This window comes from Bacteroides sp. K03 (assembly GCF_019734355.1).
Lineage (GTDB): Bacteria > Bacteroidota > Bacteroidia > Bacteroidales > Bacteroidaceae > Bacteroides > Bacteroides nordii.
This window is the reverse complement of record NZ_JAASHC010000003.1, coordinates 150,171-170,368: the sequence shown is the minus strand read 5'-3', so window position 1 is coordinate 170,368 and position 20,198 is coordinate 150,171. Positions and strand designations below refer to the sequence as shown.

Sequence of the window (20,198 nt, the reverse complement as noted above, 5' to 3'; positions counted from 1 at the left end):
CTCATTCTGTAAAGTTAATTATTTAATAACCACTTTGGACGTATATTGTTGACCGTTAATATTAACGGTTACAATATAAATACCACTGTCAGTTATATTGAGAGAGTTATTTTGTAGAAATGTTTGGCTATTGATTATTTTCCCGTTTAAATTGATTACATTCATTTGACAAGGTACGTTTTCGGAACATTCCACAACGATAGATTTGTCTACTACATATATATTACAATCAGTTTTTTCATTTGCATTCTGAATTCCAGTAACCGGACTTGATTGCCATACAAGAATGGGAAATCCTCCGTTTATATTTCTTGTGTCGGCAGTCCATGCTATTGGATTTTGTCCTCCATTAAGTAAGGTAATAAAAGAAGCTGCTTTCATCTCTTCAACACTTTTTTCAGATATACCATTTGTTATCTCTTCTCCAATATTTGTCAGCTCTTTTGAATAATAGCAATTTTTGATAACGAAAGGATCCATGTCTGTTGCTCCGACAATGGCATTGACGAAAAGTGGTCCGTTAGATATCATTCCAATGTTGTAGCTATTCGTTATTGTTCCGGCATACATAAGTCCGACAAGGCCTCCCACAAAAAGACCTGAAGCATTGATCATACCGCAGTTATAGCAGTTGTCTATAGTAAAGTTCTTATCAACATATCCTACGATACCTCCAACGTCACTTACTCCTTTCACCATCCCGGTATTATAACAATTAGCTATTTTACCATATTCTCCGACTCCTATTAGTCCACCGGTACCAAAACTACCCCCGATTCCTGTCACTAATCCTTCATTGTAACAATTTTCAATGATACCTCCTTTCATGTTTCCTACCAGTGATCCAGTGCCATCACCTCCTTCGATAATAGAGTTTTCTCCGATTCCTAAATTTTTTATTGCAGCTCCTGCAGAGATACAGGCAAACAATCCGGTACCACCAACTGATTGTTCATCAATGAAAAAGACATGAATATTATCTATCTTTTTATTGTTACCGTCAAATACTCCTAAAAAGTATTTCGAATCATCGACGATTCCCAGTTCTGGTTTTGATGAGTCGGTATACTCATCAAATACACCAATAGGAGTGAATTTATGATCAGCAGTTGCTCCCATATCCAAATCGTTGTTTAACTTGAAGAACTTATTTTTGTAAGTTTCTCCATTGCGTACTTGTTCGGACAGGTAAGCTAAATGTTGTCCATTCTCAATTAAATAAGGATTTGTACTTGTTCCATCACCTTTGGTCCATGTCATTGCAGTTCCATCCCATACGGATTGTGCATTGATGGTAAATCCCAACATTGTAAATAATAATAATACGTAACACTTTTTCATAAGTTGTAATTGTTTTTGTTAAACATTAATCTATAGTTCTCTGATAATTGTCTGTTTAACGGGCAGGAATAGTAAATTTTTCCTCAAAAGCAGCCCCTGATAATATTCCCCATTGCCCATCTTGTTCAACAAGGAACGTTAATTGCATTATGACGGTGTTGGTGGTTTTGTCCAAAAATCCTGTTCCTACCACATATACTATTCCATAGGCTTCAAGTCGAAAAGCCTTTTGTTGCTCGATGGTAACGTTTCCGTCATTATCCATATCCACACGAATATCTCCGTTTGCTACATAGCAATCTTTTATGATATAGAAAGGGGCTTCTTCGGCTTTTAGTATTGTAACCTCTTTCTCTGTATTTAAAAATCCTGAAGTGTAGATACCTTTTTCTTCAAATTGTTTCCAGGTAGGTTTACGGTTTAAAGACAGGGTCAATGCTGTTTTACCGAAAGTAGAAAAGGGGGCTGTTTCAGTAGCTCTCAGTTTTATCTGGGCTTTAGCTTTAGTCAGATAGTCTAATTGCGAAAGATTTATATTTAGTATTATATTACTAATATTTTCTCCATCTTTAAATTCTATTATGTTGTTCTCTAAAGATATAAACTCTCTTCCGGGGACCTCTGTACCATCTGGATTTTGTTGAAACAACAATTCGGCAATAACTGTCATTATTCCTTGCTTATTTTCGCGATAAACAGGGATAATCAGATTGTTTTCATCTTTTTCTATTTCTTTGTTTAGTTTTTCAGTACGAAAAGATACATAACAATTTGTGTCCGATTCATAAATTAATTTTTCATTATCAGAGTTACAGCCTGTTAGTAAAAAACAACTTAATAATGTGCTGGTTATATATGTTTTGAAATTCATCTTAATCTTTTTTTGAGGTTGGTAGTCAAACAATGGTTTATAATGGATTTTGATCAGCTATAGGATCCATGTTGATATTGCCGTCGAATTCCGTTTGTGGGATGGTTAATATAAAACCTTTATAGTCTGGCAAACGAGTATCGTCGTTTAGCTTAACTACGTGATTAGAGCCTTCATACCCACGATAATATCCGGTTTTTAAACGGAGTATATCGAACAAACGACCTGTTTCTCCCCATAACTCGATACGCCGTTGTAATAATATCTCATCCAAAAGAGTTTTGATTTCCGGAGTTGTACCGGTACCGTATACATCCAGCGTCAATGAATTGTCATCAATAACTTTATCGAGCCGATTGCGTACATAACTCTTTTCACGTATTGTACCGAATGTTTCCATAATACTCCTTGCTTCTTTATATTTTTTTAAATGACATAGAGCTTCTGCTTCTGTAAGGAGTAGCTCTTCTGCGCGCATATAAATATTATCTCCTAAATAGGAAGAATAATCACTAAAACGGAATTTCATTGTACAATAGCTTTTTTGTGCCCCTTGAGTACTCTCTAATGCAGGAGCGATACTTCCTTTCCACCAATTTACCCGGCGAAGATCCTGTAATCCCATTTGTTTGTATAACCATGCACTTATGCATTTGCGATCATATGATCCGTGCATGCCGGCCATAGCATCCATATGGCAAAAAAATGAAGCGTATGCACCGATCTGGTCACTTTTCTGAATTTCGGCTCCCCAAAGTACCGATGACATGTTGATATCGTTGAATCCTCCCACTAATTCGGAAGCATTGGCTGTTTTTAAATCAGGTTTTTTTAGTGCGAGTACGGCAGCATCTACTGCATCCTGCCATCGTTCTTGCACGAGTGCTATTCTTGATTTGATTCCGTTGGCTATATAATAGTCAATGTGTGACTTATGCTTTTGGGTTATACCTCCATCTTCTGCCTGTTTTAATAATTCTATTCCGTATTCTATGTCATTATTGATTTGCATGTATACATTTTCTACAGTACCTCTTGGTTTTCCCGGAGTAGAAGATGTAGTAGGGGTGGTGTATACTGGGACTCCCAAAGCTTGTTCGTGCCCTTTATAGGTTTGTTGATACAGTTGGATTAAATGAAAATAACACATAGCACGCAAAGCATATGCTTGCCCAAATAAGTTTGCCTTGTCTGCAGGAAGTCCATATAAATCATTCTCATGTGCAATTATATAATTTAAATTTGAGATCAAAGTATAGTAAAAATTCCATTCAGAATAGGGGCGGTATAATGTACTTGAATAGAAATTTCTTTCTTGCAGATTGTAATCCATCGAAAACCAACCTTTTACCGATGAAGATACAATCATATCATCACCCATAACCCCGGACACCAACATAGTTGACATATATCCGAAGGCATGTGTAGAGTTGTCCCCAGCCCAGCCGGATGAGTACATCATGCGGTACACGCCATTCATCGCTACCATTCCTCCTTCTACGTCTTTGAAAATGATGTTTCCCGATATCTGGTCGGTAGGATTGGTATTTAAGTTATCACTACATGAGCAAAAGGTAGATAAGAAGATAATAGTTAGCAGTGTATAATATTTTATTTTCATATCGTCTCTGATTTATTAGAATTTAATATCAATACCTATAGAATATGTCCGTGAAGGGGTATAAGTGTATCCCACAGTGCCAGTAAAGTTATATTGGGGATCCATTCCTTTGAGGTGACTGAATAGTGCTAAATTATTTGCTGTGGCATATATTCTGATATTGTCCATTTTGATTTTTGTTAGCCAGTCTTTTGGAAATGTATAGCCCAAAGTAATATTTTTGATAGCAAAGTAAGAGGCATTTATCAGATCTTTATCTGTTACACGTAATTGTTGATCCCACATAATTTTAGGGATATCGGTTATGTCACCCGGTTGCTGCCATCTACGGAGGGCATTTTTATGCCATACGTATCCTTTGTAACCTACATTCATCATACTTCCGTATACTCCATCCAACATTTCTCCACCTATAGAATAGGTAGTCAGTATTGAAAAATCGACTCCTTTGTAACTAAAGTCATTCGTTATGCTTCCATATATATCGGGGATACGGTTGCCGACAATTTCTCTGCTATTGGCTGTTAGGGTTACATCGTCTGTCTTGTACTTAGATACTATGTTATTATTTTTGTCGTGATCAACCCAATAGAGTTGATTACCGGTTAGTGGATCTACTCCTGCTGAAATTGGTAAATAAAATGAGTTGACAGTTTCACCTTCTTTGAAGATATTTGATCCTGAAATAATCTCCGGTTTGTCGGCTAATTTTAGAATTTTATTACGAATATGGCTTCCCATGGCTGTTAATGTCCATTTCAAATCAGAATTTTTAAGAATATCAACAGTTGCAGTGATGTCAAGGCCCATATTTCTCATACTTCCTATATTGGCCGGATATGCATCGAAACCGCTGGAGGTAGCTTTAGGCATATTTAGAAGTAGGTCTTTTGTGTGTTTATTGAAAAACTCGGCTGTCAAAGATAATCTATTAAACAAACGAGCTTCAATTCCGATATTCAAATTCTCGTTTTTCTCCCATTTGAGATCCTTATTTTCTAATGAATTAATTCCTGCACCGTTTAAACTGCCATTGGATAGTCCCATATTATATAAACTTTGGTAAGCATAATAACTACCGATATTGTCATTCCCTTGTGAACCAAAACTGGCTTTCAAGGTTAAATTGTTTACCCAGTCGTATTTTTTCATAAAATTCTCTTCTGATATTCTCCATGAAGTTCCTAATGACCAGAATTTTCCCCATCGGCTGTCTTTATGAAATCGAGAGGAACCGTCGGTTCGGAAACTGGCTGAGAAGTAATATTTTTGGGCAAAATTATAGTTTACGCGGCTTAGGAACGATTCGATAGCATATTTATCTGTTTGTGAGCTTGCCCCACTAAGAGTTGCAGCAGCAGACAGTTCGTACAATCCGCCAAACGGGAATCCTGTTTTTTGTGCTCCCAGAAACTGCTGTTTTAATTCATAATATTCATGTCCTATCATAACATCTAATGAATGGGAACGGATGTTGCGTTGATAAGTCAATAATTGATTAAATGTATAACTTAGTTGGCGCTGTACAGCCTTTGTTAAACTACCTGCAGTTGTTGCTGCATTACCGGTATAAGGATTGCTATAACTCATTTCATGAGTATTGAAATAATCTAATCCCAGGTTGGCCATCAGTGAGAAACCTTTAAATATTCCATATTCATCATCATTTGTAGATAATTGGATATAGGTTCTGGCACTCAAATTATCTCGGGTATTATTTTCTTTATCTTCATGTAATAAAGCTATTGCATTTGAATTGGCAAGGGCTATTCGGTTCTTTCCGTAATCATATATTTTATTTCCGTTAGCATCCGTTTTAACTGAACCATCTGTGTTATGTTCATATACGGGATAGATTGGAGCCATAATCTGACTGGTATACCATAGATTGGATATGACAGAACCAGAAGCACTATTGTAATTGGTACTAGTTTGAGCAAACGAAGCATTAAAACCTGTTTTGAACCAATTTTTTGCTTGGGTATCAATGTTAACACGCCCTGTATAACGTTCAAATTCAGTTGTCTGTAGGAGTCCTACTTCATCAAGATATCCCATTGATATCATATATTGGGTTTTCTTGTTCCCTCCGGTCACTGATAATTGATACTCTTGCCGGAGTGGGTTATGATTACTCAGCTCATCTTTCCAATCTTCATGATATTTTAGTTGGGCTGTCGGATTAATTTTACCAGTAATAGGGTTAATCAACTCTTGTAACGGCATGTTGAAAGGATTATATTCTTCATTATACCCTAACACTCCTTTGGCCATTCCTTTCATTACTTCGATGGCCTGTGTTCCCGCTAATAACGGATCGATTCCTTCTGTATAAATCAGTTCATTTTTGTATGCTTCGAAAGCAAGTTCCAAGTATTCCGCTTCGTTTACTGTTTCATATTTGGGTATAGCTCTTGAAGAAATCCCCCAATTAGCTTTTAGATTTATAGATATCTGATTATCATCTCTTTCTCCGCGTTTGGTTGTAATCATTACAACACCATTTGCACCTCTCGAACCATATAATGCTCCAGCAGATGCATCTTTTAGAACAGTTACTGATTCTATATCATTCGGATTAATTGTGTTCAATGCTCCGTTGAACGGTACTCCGTCTACTACATATAGTGGAGTGTTGGAAGCTGAGATAGAGCCAAAACCACGAATAACCATAGAAGCACCTGAACCCGGCTGTCCGCTTCCTGAAGTACTTTGTACACCGGCTACTGTACCTTCTAATGCTTTAGAAACATCGGCTACAACCCTTTTTTCGATACGATCTTGTTTGACTACTTCTGCTGAACCTGTGAATGAACTTTTTTTAGCTGTTCCATAGGCCACTACTACTATTTCCTCTAATTGTTTAGTGTTCTCCTTCATCACAATTTGCAGGTTTTTCTTTTTGTTTACAGGAATCTCTTCCGTATCATAACCTATATAGGAGATTATCAGTATTCCATTTTCCGGAACATTACTTAATGAAAATTGTCCGTTATAATCGGTAATTGTACCTATTCCGGTGTTTTTTACTTGAATACTTGCTCCGATGACTGGGTCTCCATTATTATCCTTAATGGTACCTGTTATATTTTCTTTTGGGGATTGAATCGGTTGCTTACTGTTTGTTTCCCAGTTGACTGAAATTGTGTTGTTGATTCGTTGAAAATTTAATCCGGTTTGAACGGAAAGCATGTTTAGTACTTTCTGTAGAGGCATGTCTTTCACGTTCAGTGTAACGGATGATGCTTTACTGAGAATAGCTGGATCATAGAAAAAATTGAGGTTTGTTTCTTTATTGATTCTTTTTAAAACTTTCTCTACTGATTCATTTTTTACATTAATGGTTACGGTGTTTTTCTTCACTTCCTGGGCTATACTTACAATTGATGTTCCCCATAGAAATAAAATCAGTAACATGGTACAAATAACAAATTTGTGCTTTTTTCTTGTCATAAATTAATACTATATGGTTAGATTGATTGGAGTGTTATCTTAATGCATTTATTGCTTTCGTTATTGATATAACATTATATAATCTTTTTCTTTTTTATATTTCACACCTGTAGCATGTCCTATTGATTTTAATACTGCTTGTAGGTTAATATTATCGTGTTCACCACTTAAACGATAATTAAACTGTTGATTGGGGGCAAACTTTATCCGACAATTATAGATGCGTTCCAAATCCTTAATTACATCATACAAGGGGGTCTTGTTATAATGTAATGTGTTTTGAAGCCATGCCATTGCATGTTGGTAACTCTCTTTTCTTTTTGTGTATTCATTAGATTGCCGATTTATCTGTAGTTGTTCATTGGCTACCAATTTCATCATTGCTTCTGGTAATTCCACCTGTACCTTTCCGCTTTTTACGCTGACTAATGATGTTTCGTTATTTTCATATGATTTGACATCAAAACATGTGCCTAGAACCTTTACATCAAATCCTGCTGTTTTTATGATAAAAGGTTTTTTATCATCTCTGTTGACTTGAAAAAAGGCTTCACCGGTTAGTTCAATTTTTCGTTCTTTTTCGGTGAATCGTTCAGGATATCTGAGGGTTGTACATGCATTTAGATTTACTTTGGAACCATCGGGCAGTGTCCATTCCTTCTTTTCACCAAATGAAGTTGAAATTTCTGTATACAACGGTTTCTCTATTTGGGTAAATCGGTAACTATTTACTCCTAACCCAATCATTATGATTAGAGTGATGCAGGCGGCTGTCCACATAATTTTTTTGTAGGAGGTGCGTTTGTTTATTTTTTTTAGAAGAGTTGCAGCCTCACGCCGGTATTGTTCATGTTCTATATCATAATGAAAAGGAGGTTGCTCCATGTTTTCCTCCCATAGTTCATCTGCAACTTCTTCGATAATATTTTGCATTTCAGGATTTTGCATATTTTTTAATAGTTCAGTAACTTCTGATTTGCAATATATACCATCTAAATAATGACGCACTTTTTGCTTTATAGCTTTCTCTTTTTTCATAAAGTTATGAATATAATATTCCTGCTTGTATATAGTTAATACACAAGAGAAGAAATAATCTAGGGTGTCTTTAACGTTTATTAATACGAAAAACTAACAGGAAGTATTAATAAGAGTAATAAAAGATCGGCGTACGGACCATTGTTTTTAGTGAAATAAGTTCGTATGATTTTAAGAGAAGTTGATATATGCTCTTGTACAGTATTCACAGATATTCCCAATGTCTCGGCAATTTCTTTATGAGACATTTCCCTGTTTCTACTCATGTTGAATATTTCCCGTTGCCGGGGAGTCAACTTTTGCATTGCCTGATTTATCAGTTCCATGAAGTCTTTAGAATGAATAGTTTCTTCAGTGCTGTCATTGGCATCTATTGCCTGGGCAAAGATATTATTTTTTAGTTGCTGTTCATTTTCCAGATCACGTAACGTGTTCAGAATACGATTTCGCATGATAGTATAGAGATAGGTAGAAAAAGATGCATCGGGATTTATAAATTTACGACTTTGCCAGACTACTGTAAACGTATCTTGAAATATGTCTTCTGCGAATACCTGCGATTTGAGAAACTTCATAGCAAAGTAGATAAGCCTGTTTCTATAAACTGAATATAGCTCACAGAATGCACTTTCATCATCATTAATAAGTCGTAATACGAGTTCGCGTTCTTGCACGGATGGGGTATTGAGATACATATAATAAAGTTTACTACTTTGCAGATTTTGTTCAATCTGAAATGCAAACCTATGTCTTTTTTTTGTAATACACAAATTGTCGATTATTAAAAAAGGTAAAATAATAGTTTCGAAAATAGTTGTTTTAAGCAATAAAAATACACCTTTTCCGATAAAATATTCTCGATAAGATAGCAGATTAAACGAATATTGGTAAAATTGTAATTTTTTTATAATAGAAGATCGTAGCTTATGAAAGGAGCATGTTATACATCTTATTTTTTAACTGTTATTGTTTCTATATTTTGATATACTCTTTGACTATGGTATGAGTGAGGATCTGATATTGCTTGAATTTAATATTATCTGTAAATGATGATTGATTGAGGCTGCTCTTTACGAAGCAATGGAATACTATATGATTACTTTTAAAAAGAACAGGAGTTATTAATATGACAGATGGTTTAATTTTGTGAAAATGGAAATGATTGTAACTATTTGGTGTTATTTCAAGATGTTTTCAGATTTTGCTTCTTATCTTTGTATTTTAAATTTTTTATAATGTACGAAGGAATATTGAAAAAATATAGTTTGTTTTTATTGTTGTTGTGCTACATGTCTCCAGCTTTGTATGCACAGTCAGACGACTTTACAACATGGACTACGATGAAAGTAAGCCATAAACTAACGCCTGACTTTAGTATTGCAGGAAAAGTGGAACTGCGTACAAAAGATTCAATGAAAATGATGGATCGTTGGGGAGCTTCATTATCAGGATCTTATCAGCTGTTCCCATTTCTGAAAGCAGAAGGTGGTTATGAATTGCATCATCGTAATAGGGGAACAGAAGGATGGAAATTCCGGCATCGCTATAATCTGGGAGTCACGGGAAGTGTGAAGTGGCAACGGATGAAGTTTTCACTCAGGGAGCGTTTTCAACAGACCTTTTCGGATGGAAATGCCGAAAATCGGTTACGTTCCCGGTTAAAAGTTGGTTATGAGCCGAAGAAGGGAATGCTTTCGCCTTATTTCTCTGCTGAATTGTATCAGGCAATTGGTGGTGCGGCTTTTTTTGATGTGGCACGTATGCGATACAGACCTGGTGTGGAAATTGAAATTTCTGACAAGTGGTCATTGGATGTTTTTTATTGCTATCAGTATGAACCAGATAAGAGTAAGCATATTGTAGGGATAGAATGCAGCTTTGCATTCTGAGAAGCTTCACCACAGAGTAACACTGAGTTTCACAGAGTACTATTTATCAGTTTTAGATATTAAGAACAAAAGAACATATTATTTGCATAATCCGTCTTTAAGCTCTTATCTCAGCTTTTTGTTCTTATGTCTAAAAACTCTGTGAAACTCAGTGTTACTCTGTGGTGAGATGACTTTTCAATTGAGCTATAAAATATAAATCAGACTAATTCCGAGCTTTGTGGGACCGAAATAGTTTTTATGTCCACTATTTAATTTAGAACCACAGTCGCGGCAATTATAGCGATCATAGCTGACACGTGCATATCCTACACCGATAGTGGCTTCCATACTCCATCTCTTTTTCAATATCCAGTGATAACCGTATGAAATTCCGGCTCCATAAAGATTTCCCTGATAACGGTGGCTTTCTAATCCTGAATAGAGTCCAAATGGTAATTTGATTCCTTTGGCATTGAATTCGGCATAATGTGCATGTATGCCGAAAAAAGATCCATTAAATGTCTCGCACATCCAATAGCGGAGTTCTGGTTGTACAAGCCAGTGTTTGAACTGTTTGTTTCCATTGAATTCCCACGGATTGTAGTTACCCGATATATCGAGGGTGAGTTTGGAGTCTAATGCTACTTCCACTCCCAGGTTAAGAGAAGTGGTAGCGTCGTAAAGCAGATTACTCTTTATTCCTACTACCTGACTATATATATTACAGGAAAGCAGGACGAATGCTAATAATATGAAGGTCTTTTTCATCTGTTTCTGGTTTTATTCAATATTTAGTTACTGCACTCCAACTACCCGATAAGGTCAGATTATCGACTCCTAATAACGGGAGATTAATAGGTACGGATACGACGATATTTCCTATTAGTCCCTTTACGACTCCATTAAGTAGCGGACCAAGTACAGGTATACCTGTTAATATTCCATTTAGATTGGCTATATCTCCCAACCGGACCGATAGTGTCAACGAATGATTACCATCTGTCTGTGCCGTATATGATTTCAGACCCAGATCTACAAATGAATAATCAGCTTTATATCTGTAATTAGTTTCAACAATGGCTTGTATAGGATCTGTGATATCAATAAATGCTCCGTTTAATAATAAAGAGCTGTCTATGATCTGATCAACAACTAACCCAGAGATAAGCCCCTGTTTAATAACGTTTATACGGCGTACATCAAATGTTCCGTTGAATCCTTTGATAAGTATATCCTTTTCGTCATATACACTACCTCCGGTGAAAGTATATCTGAAACGCTGGTCGCCGGTATAATAGTCTTTTACCGTCAGGTTGAAATCCATTGTTTTAGGAAAATTCCGAATGGTGACAATGGCTGTATGTGCCTCATTTGTGGCCCATGGATTTAATAAGACTCCCAAACCTGCCAAGGCTCCTTGCTGGTTGGCATTTCCGGTCAGTGCCATTCCTATCTGATTGGTAAGCTGCTGCAATAATAATGCATGGAGGGCACTGGTGACAGGAACCAGCAGGGCATTCTTTACAAGATTGACTGCCCCGTCCAAGCCTCCTACAACTGCATATACTACATTGCCTACAACACCTAAATCCAATGCTGTTTTCAATAATCCGGGAAGTGCCCCATTGACAGTGGTTTGAATAAGATCATCATATTTCATTTGAGTGATAATATTATTCTCCAATTTGTTCAATGCAGTTTGGGCATCTACAAAATTACGGTGTAAATTCAGCATACTGATGATTCTTTGTAATAATACAGTAGGTTGCGAAGAGGTATCAGAAAAGTTGATTTTTGCCCAGTAATATTCAGAAGTATCGGTAAACTCTGCATTAGGTAATACAATCCGGGCATCGGCCAAGATTGTTTTATAATTAGTCAGTACTTCGGCATAACTGCTACTTCCCCCTGTTCCGGGGATGGGAAACATCGTTTTTTCTACATTGGCCAGAAATACAGCTGTATATTGTCCTTTCGGTAGCGTATCTTTAACTGCGCTAAAAGGCCATGTAGGAACAGGGTTGACGGGTTGAAGTACTACTTTCTCTTTTACATATTCTCCTGTAGATTTATATATTACATAGCGGAGATGCCGGACTCTTCCATCAGGTCCGGTCACTGCCGCTCGGGTAACGTCGTCTTGTCCGGGTGAAAAGCTTACAACAAAATACCCTTCAGGAACATTATCTACTGTTTCTGTTGGTGGAAGTTGCATCTCTTCTGTATCTTTCTCACATGCTGTAAGTAGCGATAGAGAGAGTATACCTGTTGCTATGAATAGAGTTGTTCTCATCTCCGTTTTGTTTTAATAGTTATATAATTCCATCCCAGGCATTATCGTCCAGATTAATGATGCCGGACAAGATAAAAACCAGGCCACTGTTGGTAAAATTGCCGGTTATCTTTACCCAATGATTCGGAGAAAAAATAATCCGGTTGCCCGAAACTACGTTCGGCTCATTGGCTATCTGCATCGTATAACGTTGGGGTATACCTCCATAAGTAACATCCAGATAGAAAAGCGTTTTTCTTGCATCCGGTATAGCCAGTATATATTGGTTGAAATTCACTTTTCCGGCGATAGGTGTCCTACTACCGATAAGTTTACTACTGGCATCGCCGGCTGTTTGCCACACTGTTGGTATGCCGTCGGTGGCACGACTTGCAGTTACCAATTGTTCGGCGGTTAATGAAATAGAGGTGACATAAGCCGGAATATTGGTTATATCCAGTGTAAATCCACTGACAATGCGTTTTAATGTACCTTTGATACTGTTGACTTGCTCTGGTTTAAAGCTGGTTCCTATCAATTGCCCTTTCATATATCCCTCACTTATACAGGTAAAAAACTCCGGAACGACAGTAGGCAACATTGGTTGTAGATGAAAGTTTGCGAGTGTCACGGGTGTTGTAACCGATCCGATACTAAAGCTTCGGGAAGGATTACTTTGATTCGTAAAATCAAAGTCATTTCGATTGTATCCTATGATTAGTATCTTATAGGTTATTGCTGGTGTGAGAGTTAACTTTGTCACTACATTCGGGAAAGTGGCTACGTCGATCTGTTTTGCCGAACCGTATACAGGAATGAAATTAGCATCATCATTAGTCAGCCCTTCATTCGTTTTACGGAAAGGCAATATCAGGATACGGTTTACTGAAGAAGCAACATCTCCTGGTGCACGGGAGAATACCTTATAGTCTCTGATATTGAGCTCTATGGGGATTGTTTCCGTGGAAGCTACTCCGATAGCTTCGTCCTGAGAGCATGCACTCATCAGGACAGCTATCAGAGTGACTATAAGACCATAAATATGTTTTATACTATCCATTCCTTTAGGATTATTTTATTGTATGATCAGGTTATGGATCAGTTCCCAGGCGGGGCTAATGGTTACGACAATATTCTGGTCGGTCAGTAAGTCGATAGGATCATCGTCATCTCCCGGATCATCGGTACCACCATTCACATTTCCTGCCTGTGCTTTCATTCCGAGAGAATAGAAATGATTTGCCAGAATGTTAAAGGTTGTTACACCACCGGTGTCTTTTACACTCCATGTTTTGATAGCGTTTCCGTTGGCTTCATATAATCCGAGAGTAAATGTAACAGAACTGACCGGCATGAAATATGAACCATTCAGTTGCGAGTTGGCAACCTTTACTACCCCTTGTGCGGAGAGATCATTACCTGCGTATATTCCATTGGCTACTGTTTGGGCGGAGAGGTCGAGGTCAATGATGTTGTAAGCAGCCGGGCTGGTATTGACACCCACTCCATTTGTCAGATTCACTTGCTGGTTGGAGTTACTTACGCTCAGACGAAGGAACTTTACTGTTTTTCCGTCTAAGATTTGAGGCACATTTTTGAAGTATCCTAAAACGCCGGCTACTTTACGGGTCATTTCAATGCTCACGCGACTACCTTTATCCAGTACTTGTGCAGTAGTGGTGCCTGAAAAAATTTCCGATTCATTTCCACTCTGAGTAATTGTTGCCATCATGCCGGAGTAGGACTGTCCTGCAGAAGGAGTTGTGACAGTAAACTGGTCTGTAGCATCGCGCCCAATGGCTAAGAATTTGTAATCACCTGCGGGTAGTTTATCACCCTCGGCCACGACATAGCGTTTAAAGGTAGTACCGTCCGACCATCCGCTAATATCGTATGTTTTAGCGTATACATAGTCGGAACCATTATTAAGGAAAGCATAAACCGAAACACGGGTAACGTGCTGGGTGGCTTCTTGGCTGTAGACATTTCCACGGCTCATGCCGTTATTCAGCTTATTTACAGTGGAGATGTCGAAAACTACACTTCCTTCGGGGATGCTGTTGTCAACAATCGGTGAAGGGTCATCACTCTCGGAGCATGCGAACAGAAAAGCGCTCGCCATTGCAAGAAACATTAATTTTTTCATGATGTAAAGTTTAATTAAATGAATAGATAGAAAAACATATTATTTGATATCAAGATGATGGATCATATTCCATTCACCATTGATGAATGTCCATATTTCCCAGGCATTGCCTGGTGCATCATAGTCTACGGCGACAGCCGATATCTCATTACGACGCACCATTATGTCCATTGACGGGACGGTCAGTACGGGTTTGGCCGCACGGGTATTTGTAAAAAAGTTAAGGTCTAGTTTTGTAGAATTTCCCTGAGGGGTGGGAGCTACAAAAGTTTCATTAATTGTTTGAATTATTGTTGTTTTCTGTATGTTCGTACTTCCTTGATAGTTGAGAAGTGCGTCTGCTGATTGATATACAGGAGCAAGTGTCAGATTCATTTGACTAACTTCGCTAGGAAAATTACGACAGAATATAATTAGCTTTCCTTTTGCCCTTTCCAGTTCCAGGATTTGTTCCTGATTTTGTGACATGATTACGAGTCGGGTATATCCGGTATATATATCAGTATGTTCCAATCCGTTCTGGTGGAGAATTCCTAAAGGGATGTCTTTTGTTATATTTCCCCAGGCGGATAGTTCGTATTTTCCTTCGGGCAAATCGTTGAAGGAAAGAGAGAAGTCCGGAGTATTTCCTACCGGCACTATTATATCAGACTGACGTACTACCTGACCGGTAGTTGTGTTGGTTAAAATATAACAGATCGTTCCGGAGAAATGAGCGAAAGGCTGTGAGGAGTCTTCGGGAGACAGTTCGCTGAATTCTGCTATATTGAAATAATTAGTATCTTTGATGACTAACTTTACAACTAACTGAGGTGGGCACTCCGGTAGGGGATCCTTGATGCATGAACTGGTAATAAAAACCAGTAAAACTACCATGCAGAAACTATGTGCTCCTTTACTCATAACGTCACTTTTTTATATTACTAAAATAGTATAAAACAGAATTGCTAAAACATTTGCTTCCTCCGAATGATAGCCTTATGACCGCCTTGGAGTGATTCTCAAGCGTTGTCATGAGAGAACATAAAGCGTTGAGATTTGTTTTCGAAAACAGGATTATTTTTATGGTTAAAAAATGATAAGGACAAAAAGCTTCATAAAATAGTGGATAATTGCTGTTTAAGGTGGCTTTTTCTTTATAAATAATATGGTAATATATTGATCGGTTTTGAGTGTATTTTACCACAGAGTAACACGGAGTTCCACAGAGTTTAAATCTTTATTGAAACGCAGATTTTCGCAAAGGGAAACAAATGTATGATAAATAACTACAGTCTTTTAATCTGTGTTTATGCGATCATCCGCGTTTCATCAGATAAATAGTACTCTGTGGAACTCTGTGTTACTTTGTGGTGAGTTTTACTCATTTCCGTATTAGTAACGAAGATTATGGCCCTATCTTTTCGGTAGCGGAAGTAGCCCTAAACGGCATTAATCCCTTTGCCCGGTGTTGTACTTTGTTTTTCTCAGAAAGGAGCGTTCCTTTCCCCGGTGAGCAGTCTTGTTTTACATGTACATGTAAAGCTGCATGAGATGCACATGTCGTACTGTTCCACATGCACATGTCGTACTGCTTTACATGTACATCTAAAACAATGTTACACACCGAGGCTTCATACGTAACTCTACGAGATAGAGCTTTATCGATACCGGAGAAAGAGATAGATAGTAATGGTGGACAACATTTAGCGTAAAACGATACAGATATGAACAAAACTAATTCTTAACTGATTTCAACTACTGATTCGCATTATTATTTGAATCATTAATGAATCTTGTTTGGGTGTACTCTTCTATTGGGGAAACACTTTTAATCTCTATAATAGTATTTTTTCGGGATTATCATTTATATTTGTAACGCTCCGTCGTCGATGCGATGAGAGTCTGGCTAAAATAATACCATATGAAAAATCAAGTATCCTTATGTCGGAGGGGAGTATTCTTTCTCTTTTTAGGAATGGCTGCACTGTCGGCTTTTGCACAAACGCAACAGGAAGTTCCACTTTTTAAATCTACCCGCATTTCTACATATAAAGCTGTTCTTAAAGATACGGCATGGATTATCGGGCCTATTGTTTCTCAGATTCACTTTGTGAGGTATGATAATCAGGGACGGAAAGCGGTAGAAAACCTGTTGAATCCGGATGGAAGTGCTAAAAATAAACTTCTTTATGTATATGATAATGCCGGGAAGATAAAAGAGGAGATAACAGCCTCCGTAAAGCAGGGTGGGGTAACGAGAATTTATCAGTATGATTATGATGACCAGGGACGTTTAAACCGGAAAGTAACATTGGATGCTGACCGGAATGTAGTTGGCGAGATTGTTATTTTGCGTAATGAAGATGACAAAATAGTGAAGCGAATCTCTGAAGGTATATCGACAAGAATGAATGATGGAAAGAAAACGAAAAACCGTTGTGTGACAGAAATTGTTTATGATGAAGATGGGCGAATAAAAGAGGTACTGGAAGACGATTCTGCTTTTCCAAAGGTGGGTAGAAAAAGCCGTCCATTTGATAAAAGAGATACGATTGCTTTGAAACGTTTCTCTGAAGGAACTTCGATGCAACCCAAAGTTCCGAAAAATAAAAAGGTAGATTTTGATTATGATGCATATGGAAACTGGGTAAAACGTACGGAATATGACGGAGTGAATCCGGAATTTATTATTGTGCGTGTAATTGAATATGCCGGACAAGATACGGATTGGGAGAAGATGCTGCTGAATGGTCAGGTGAAATCAGTATCTCAGAGTTCATATGTGGCTATACCAAAAGGCCCAGGTAGTATTGATAAAGGTAAAAAACAGGGCACTTTTTTCCGCTGTGAATTTAATAATGAGGGTAGAAAGATCTTAGAGCAATCTTACTCTGATATAGGTGTGGCAGGTGAAGTTACAGAATACATTTATGATATGGAAGGGAATATCCTTGAAGAAATGATGAAATCTGCGACTGGGAAATTATTGAATACAGTTCAGTGGGTATATGATTCGAAGGGACGTTTGAAGAACAAATCGTTGAAGGATGTCGATGGTGAGGTATTACGCAAAGGTGTGTTCCGTTATGACATAGAAGGGAATTGTATTGGTGAGATGTGGTTCGGTAAAGAGGGGGCTAAGTTTAGTGAGTTTCGTTATAAATATGATTCTGCCGGTCAGCTGATTGCTAAAGATATTCTTTTCCACCAGGAAGAAGGCGAGGAGTATGAGCCGTTGAAGTATGAGTGGAACAGCCGTGGACGTATTGCAGAAGAATGGAGAGGATTACCTCAGAATATTCAACACTATACTTATAAGTATAGTACCCGTGGCGAAGTGATTTCAGGAACTGAACCTGCCCAAGGACAGGCAGACGTAGAATATGTCTATAAGTTTTATCATGATGAACATGGTAACTGGAAAAAACGGGTGAAATTTTTCAATGATGTTCCGGTACTTTACGAAGAACGTGAGTATGTATATTATAAATAATAAGGATAAATAATATGAAGAAGATTATTAACCCATGGAAGGGACTGAAAGGGTATAATTGTTTTGGCTGTGCTCCTAATAATGAGGCAGGTGTCAAAATGGAGTTTTATGAAGACGGTGATGAAGTAGTGAGTATTTGGAAACCACGTCCGGAATATCAGGGCTGGATTGATACACTACATGGAGGAATCCAGTCAGTATTACTGGATGAAATATGTGCCTGGGTCATTCTTCGGAAGTTACAAACGACAGGAGTAACTTCAAAGATGGAGACACGTTATCGCAAGTCAATCAGTACAAAAGATTCGCACGTGGTATTACGGGCATCTATTCGTGAAGTAAAACGTAATATTGTATTGGTAGATGCAAAACTCTATAATGAGGCAGGTGAACTTTGTACGGAAGCACTTTGTACATATTTCACTTTCTCGCAGGAGAAGTCGAAAGATGAAATGCACTTTTCTTCGTGCGAAGTAGAATCTGAAGAGATTCTTCCTTTAATTTGAAATTAAAATCGAACTTTTTGTGATAATTGTTTGGAGGTTTGAATGGAATGCTTTACTTTTGTCGCTGTAAAGAACAAAAAAATATGAAATATACTACACATCATCATCATCATTTTCCTAACGAATAACTCGGTGGGCGTGTATGATATTGTGTATATATAATATAAAAACGAGGCTTGCCGATGAGGTGAGCCTTTTTTTATTTTAATTGTAAATCGTAAAATAACAAATAAAATTATGGGTTTATTAAGAATTGCAGTACAAGCTAAAGGTCGTTTGTTTGAAGAAACAATGGCTCTTTTAGAAGAATCAGACATTAAATTGAGTGCTACAAAACGTACATTGTTGGTGCAGTCATCTAATTTTCCGGTAGAGGTGTTGTTCCTCCGGGATGACGATATACCCCAGTCAGTGGCTACGGGGGTGGCAGATCTGGGTATCGTAGGAGAGAATGAGTTTGCTGAAAAAGGAGAGGAAGCAGAAATTATTAAACGCCTCGGTTTCAGTAAATGCCGTTTGTCACTGGCTATACCGAAGGATATAGATTATCCGGGTGTGGAGTGGTTCAATGGCAAGAAGATTGCCACTTCTTATCCGGTGATTCTGGAGAAGTATATGAAGGAGAAAGGGGTAAGTGCAGAGGTACATGTCATTACCGGCTCGGTGGAGGTAGCTCCGGGCATTGGGTTGGCAGATGCTATTTTTGATATTGTTAGCTCAGGTTCTACACTGGTGAGCAATCGCTTGAAAGAAGTGGAAGTAGTGATGAAGTCAGAAGCACTGTTGATTGGTAACAAGAACATGTGTGATGAGAAGAAGGAGATTTTGAATGAGTTACTGTTTCGTATGAATGCTGTGAAAACAGCAGAGGATAAGAAATATGTGCTGATGAATGCTCCGAAGGATAAGTTGGAGGAGATTGTAGCTGTACTGCCTGGTATGAAGAGTCCGACGGTGATGCCATTGGCACAGGAGGGTTGGTGCTCCGTGCATACGGTACTTGATGAAAAACGTTTCTGGGAGATTATCGGAAAACTGAAAGCACTGGGAGCTGAGGGAATATTGGTGTTGCCGATAGAGAAGATGATACTATGATGGGGTGTACTTTTCTTTCGTCTTGATACGAAAGAAAAGATACCAAAAGAAAGGATCAAGGCTGCATTTTTTCTCCTACTCACTTCCTTCGTTCCGCTAAAGGGGCTCGAACTCGCTTCGCTCAAACAATCGCCCCTTTTTGACGCTTCACTGCGGGCGTTCGCTTGACGGAGAAAAAATGAGGCCGGAGGCCGTTCATCAGCGGATACTGAGGTTTAGGAAGGGGAAGAGATATATGATATTAAAAAGTAAGCATATTGCAATATGATTAATGTAATATAGCATGCTTCTTTAGTAACAAGAAGCATTGTATGCTATCATCCGAATGGGTCCCCCGGCCTCATTTCCGCAGCGTCAAACGGAACGGAGGTGAAAAGCGTAAGAAGGGGCGATTGTCTGAGCGAAGCGAGTTCGAGCCCCTTCAGCTTTTCACCGTAGTGCAGTAGCGGAGGAAATGCAGCCTTGATTTTTTCTTTTGGTATCTTTTCTTTTGCATCAAGGCAAAAGAA

The 20,198-nt window shown here is 38.1% G+C and carries 15 protein-coding genes; 4 read left to right on the top strand and 11 right to left on the bottom strand.

The window, feature by feature from the left end:
* Nucleotides 1-18: 18 nt before the first annotated feature.
* The 6 genes from HCG69_RS03320 to HCG69_RS03295 all read right to left on the bottom strand — a co-directional run bounded on the left by HCG69_RS03320 (nt 19) and on the right by HCG69_RS03295 (nt 9,019).
* Nucleotides 19-1,341, bottom strand: a complete 1,323-nt coding sequence (locus tag HCG69_RS03320; RefSeq protein WP_221648838.1) for a T9SS type A sorting domain-containing protein — start codon at nt 1,339-1,341, stop codon at nt 19-21.
* Between the two features lie 55 nt (nt 1,342-1,396).
* Nucleotides 1,397-2,212 (bottom strand): hypothetical protein, encoded by an 816-nt coding sequence (locus HCG69_RS03315; RefSeq protein ID WP_221648837.1) that lies wholly within the window; start codon nt 2,210-2,212, stop codon nt 1,397-1,399.
* Between the two features lie 37 nt (nt 2,213-2,249).
* Nucleotides 2,250-3,833 carry a RagB/SusD family nutrient uptake outer membrane protein gene (locus tag HCG69_RS03310; RefSeq protein ID WP_221648836.1) on the bottom strand — a complete coding sequence of 528 codons (1,584 nt, stop codon included), beginning with the start codon at nt 3,831-3,833 and terminating at the stop codon, nt 2,250-2,252.
* A gap of 15 nt (nt 3,834-3,848) precedes the next feature.
* Complete coding sequence (locus tag HCG69_RS03305) at nt 3,849-7,286, bottom strand: TonB-dependent receptor (protein WP_221648835.1); 3,438 nt, start codon at nt 7,284-7,286, stop codon at nt 3,849-3,851.
* 60 nt (nt 7,287-7,346) lie between these two features.
* Complete coding sequence (locus HCG69_RS03300) at nt 7,347-8,324, bottom strand: FecR family protein (protein WP_221648834.1); 978 nt, start codon at nt 8,322-8,324, stop codon at nt 7,347-7,349.
* An 80-nt stretch (nt 8,325-8,404) separates the two neighbouring features.
* A complete protein-coding gene (locus HCG69_RS03295) occupies nt 8,405-9,019 on the bottom strand; it encodes an RNA polymerase sigma-70 factor (RefSeq protein WP_221648833.1) in 615 nt (204 codons plus the stop codon).
* Between the two features lie 540 nt (nt 9,020-9,559).
* Between HCG69_RS03295 and HCG69_RS03290 the strand changes: the two genes are divergently transcribed.
* The gene (locus HCG69_RS03290) at nt 9,560-10,213 is read left to right on the top strand and encodes a DUF2490 domain-containing protein (RefSeq protein ID WP_221648832.1); all 654 of its coding nucleotides are present in this window, start codon (nt 9,560-9,562) and stop codon (nt 10,211-10,213) included.
* Between the two features lie 186 nt (nt 10,214-10,399).
* On the opposite strand, the gene HCG69_RS03285 is transcribed toward HCG69_RS03290, so the two are convergent.
* Genes HCG69_RS03285 through HCG69_RS03265 form a run of 5 tightly spaced genes read right to left on the bottom strand, consistent with a single transcriptional unit; the run spans nt 10,400 to nt 15,516 of the window.
* Nucleotides 10,400-10,963 carry a DUF3575 domain-containing protein gene (locus HCG69_RS03285; RefSeq protein ID WP_221648831.1) on the bottom strand — a complete coding sequence of 188 codons (564 nt, stop codon included), beginning with the start codon at nt 10,961-10,963 and terminating at the stop codon, nt 10,400-10,402.
* Between the two features lie 16 nt (nt 10,964-10,979).
* Nucleotides 10,980-12,488 (bottom strand): hypothetical protein, encoded by a 1,509-nt coding sequence (locus HCG69_RS03280; protein WP_221648830.1) that lies wholly within the window; start codon nt 12,486-12,488, stop codon nt 10,980-10,982.
* Nucleotides 12,489-12,507: 19 nt separating this feature from the next.
* Nucleotides 12,508-13,527 carry a hypothetical protein gene (locus HCG69_RS03275; protein WP_221648829.1) on the bottom strand — a complete coding sequence of 340 codons (1,020 nt, stop codon included), beginning with the start codon at nt 13,525-13,527 and terminating at the stop codon, nt 12,508-12,510.
* A gap of 15 nt (nt 13,528-13,542) precedes the next feature.
* Complete coding sequence (locus HCG69_RS03270; protein ID WP_221648828.1) at nt 13,543-14,613, bottom strand: FimB/Mfa2 family fimbrial subunit; 1,071 nt, start codon at nt 14,611-14,613, stop codon at nt 13,543-13,545.
* Nucleotides 14,614-14,652: 39 nt separating this feature from the next.
* Entirely contained in the window at nt 14,653-15,516 is an 864-nt protein-coding gene (locus tag HCG69_RS03265; protein ID WP_221648827.1) for a hypothetical protein, read from the bottom strand.
* Between the two features lie 1,000 nt (nt 15,517-16,516).
* On the opposite strand from HCG69_RS03265, the gene HCG69_RS03260 reads away from it, so the two are divergent.
* The 3 genes from HCG69_RS03260 (at nt 16,517) to hisG (ending at nt 19,689) form a co-directional block, all read left to right on the top strand.
* Nucleotides 16,517-18,088 (top strand): RHS repeat domain-containing protein, encoded by a 1,572-nt coding sequence (locus tag HCG69_RS03260; RefSeq protein ID WP_221648826.1) that lies wholly within the window; start codon nt 16,517-16,519, stop codon nt 18,086-18,088.
* 14 nt (nt 18,089-18,102) lie between these two features.
* The gene (locus tag HCG69_RS03255) at nt 18,103-18,594 is read left to right on the top strand and encodes a PaaI family thioesterase (RefSeq protein WP_221648825.1); all 492 of its coding nucleotides are present in this window, start codon (nt 18,103-18,105) and stop codon (nt 18,592-18,594) included.
* A 237-nt stretch (nt 18,595-18,831) separates the two neighbouring features.
* Complete coding sequence (gene hisG / locus HCG69_RS03250; RefSeq protein WP_221648824.1) at nt 18,832-19,689, top strand: ATP phosphoribosyltransferase; 858 nt, start codon at nt 18,832-18,834, stop codon at nt 19,687-19,689.
* Nucleotides 19,690-20,198: the final 509 nt, after the last annotated feature.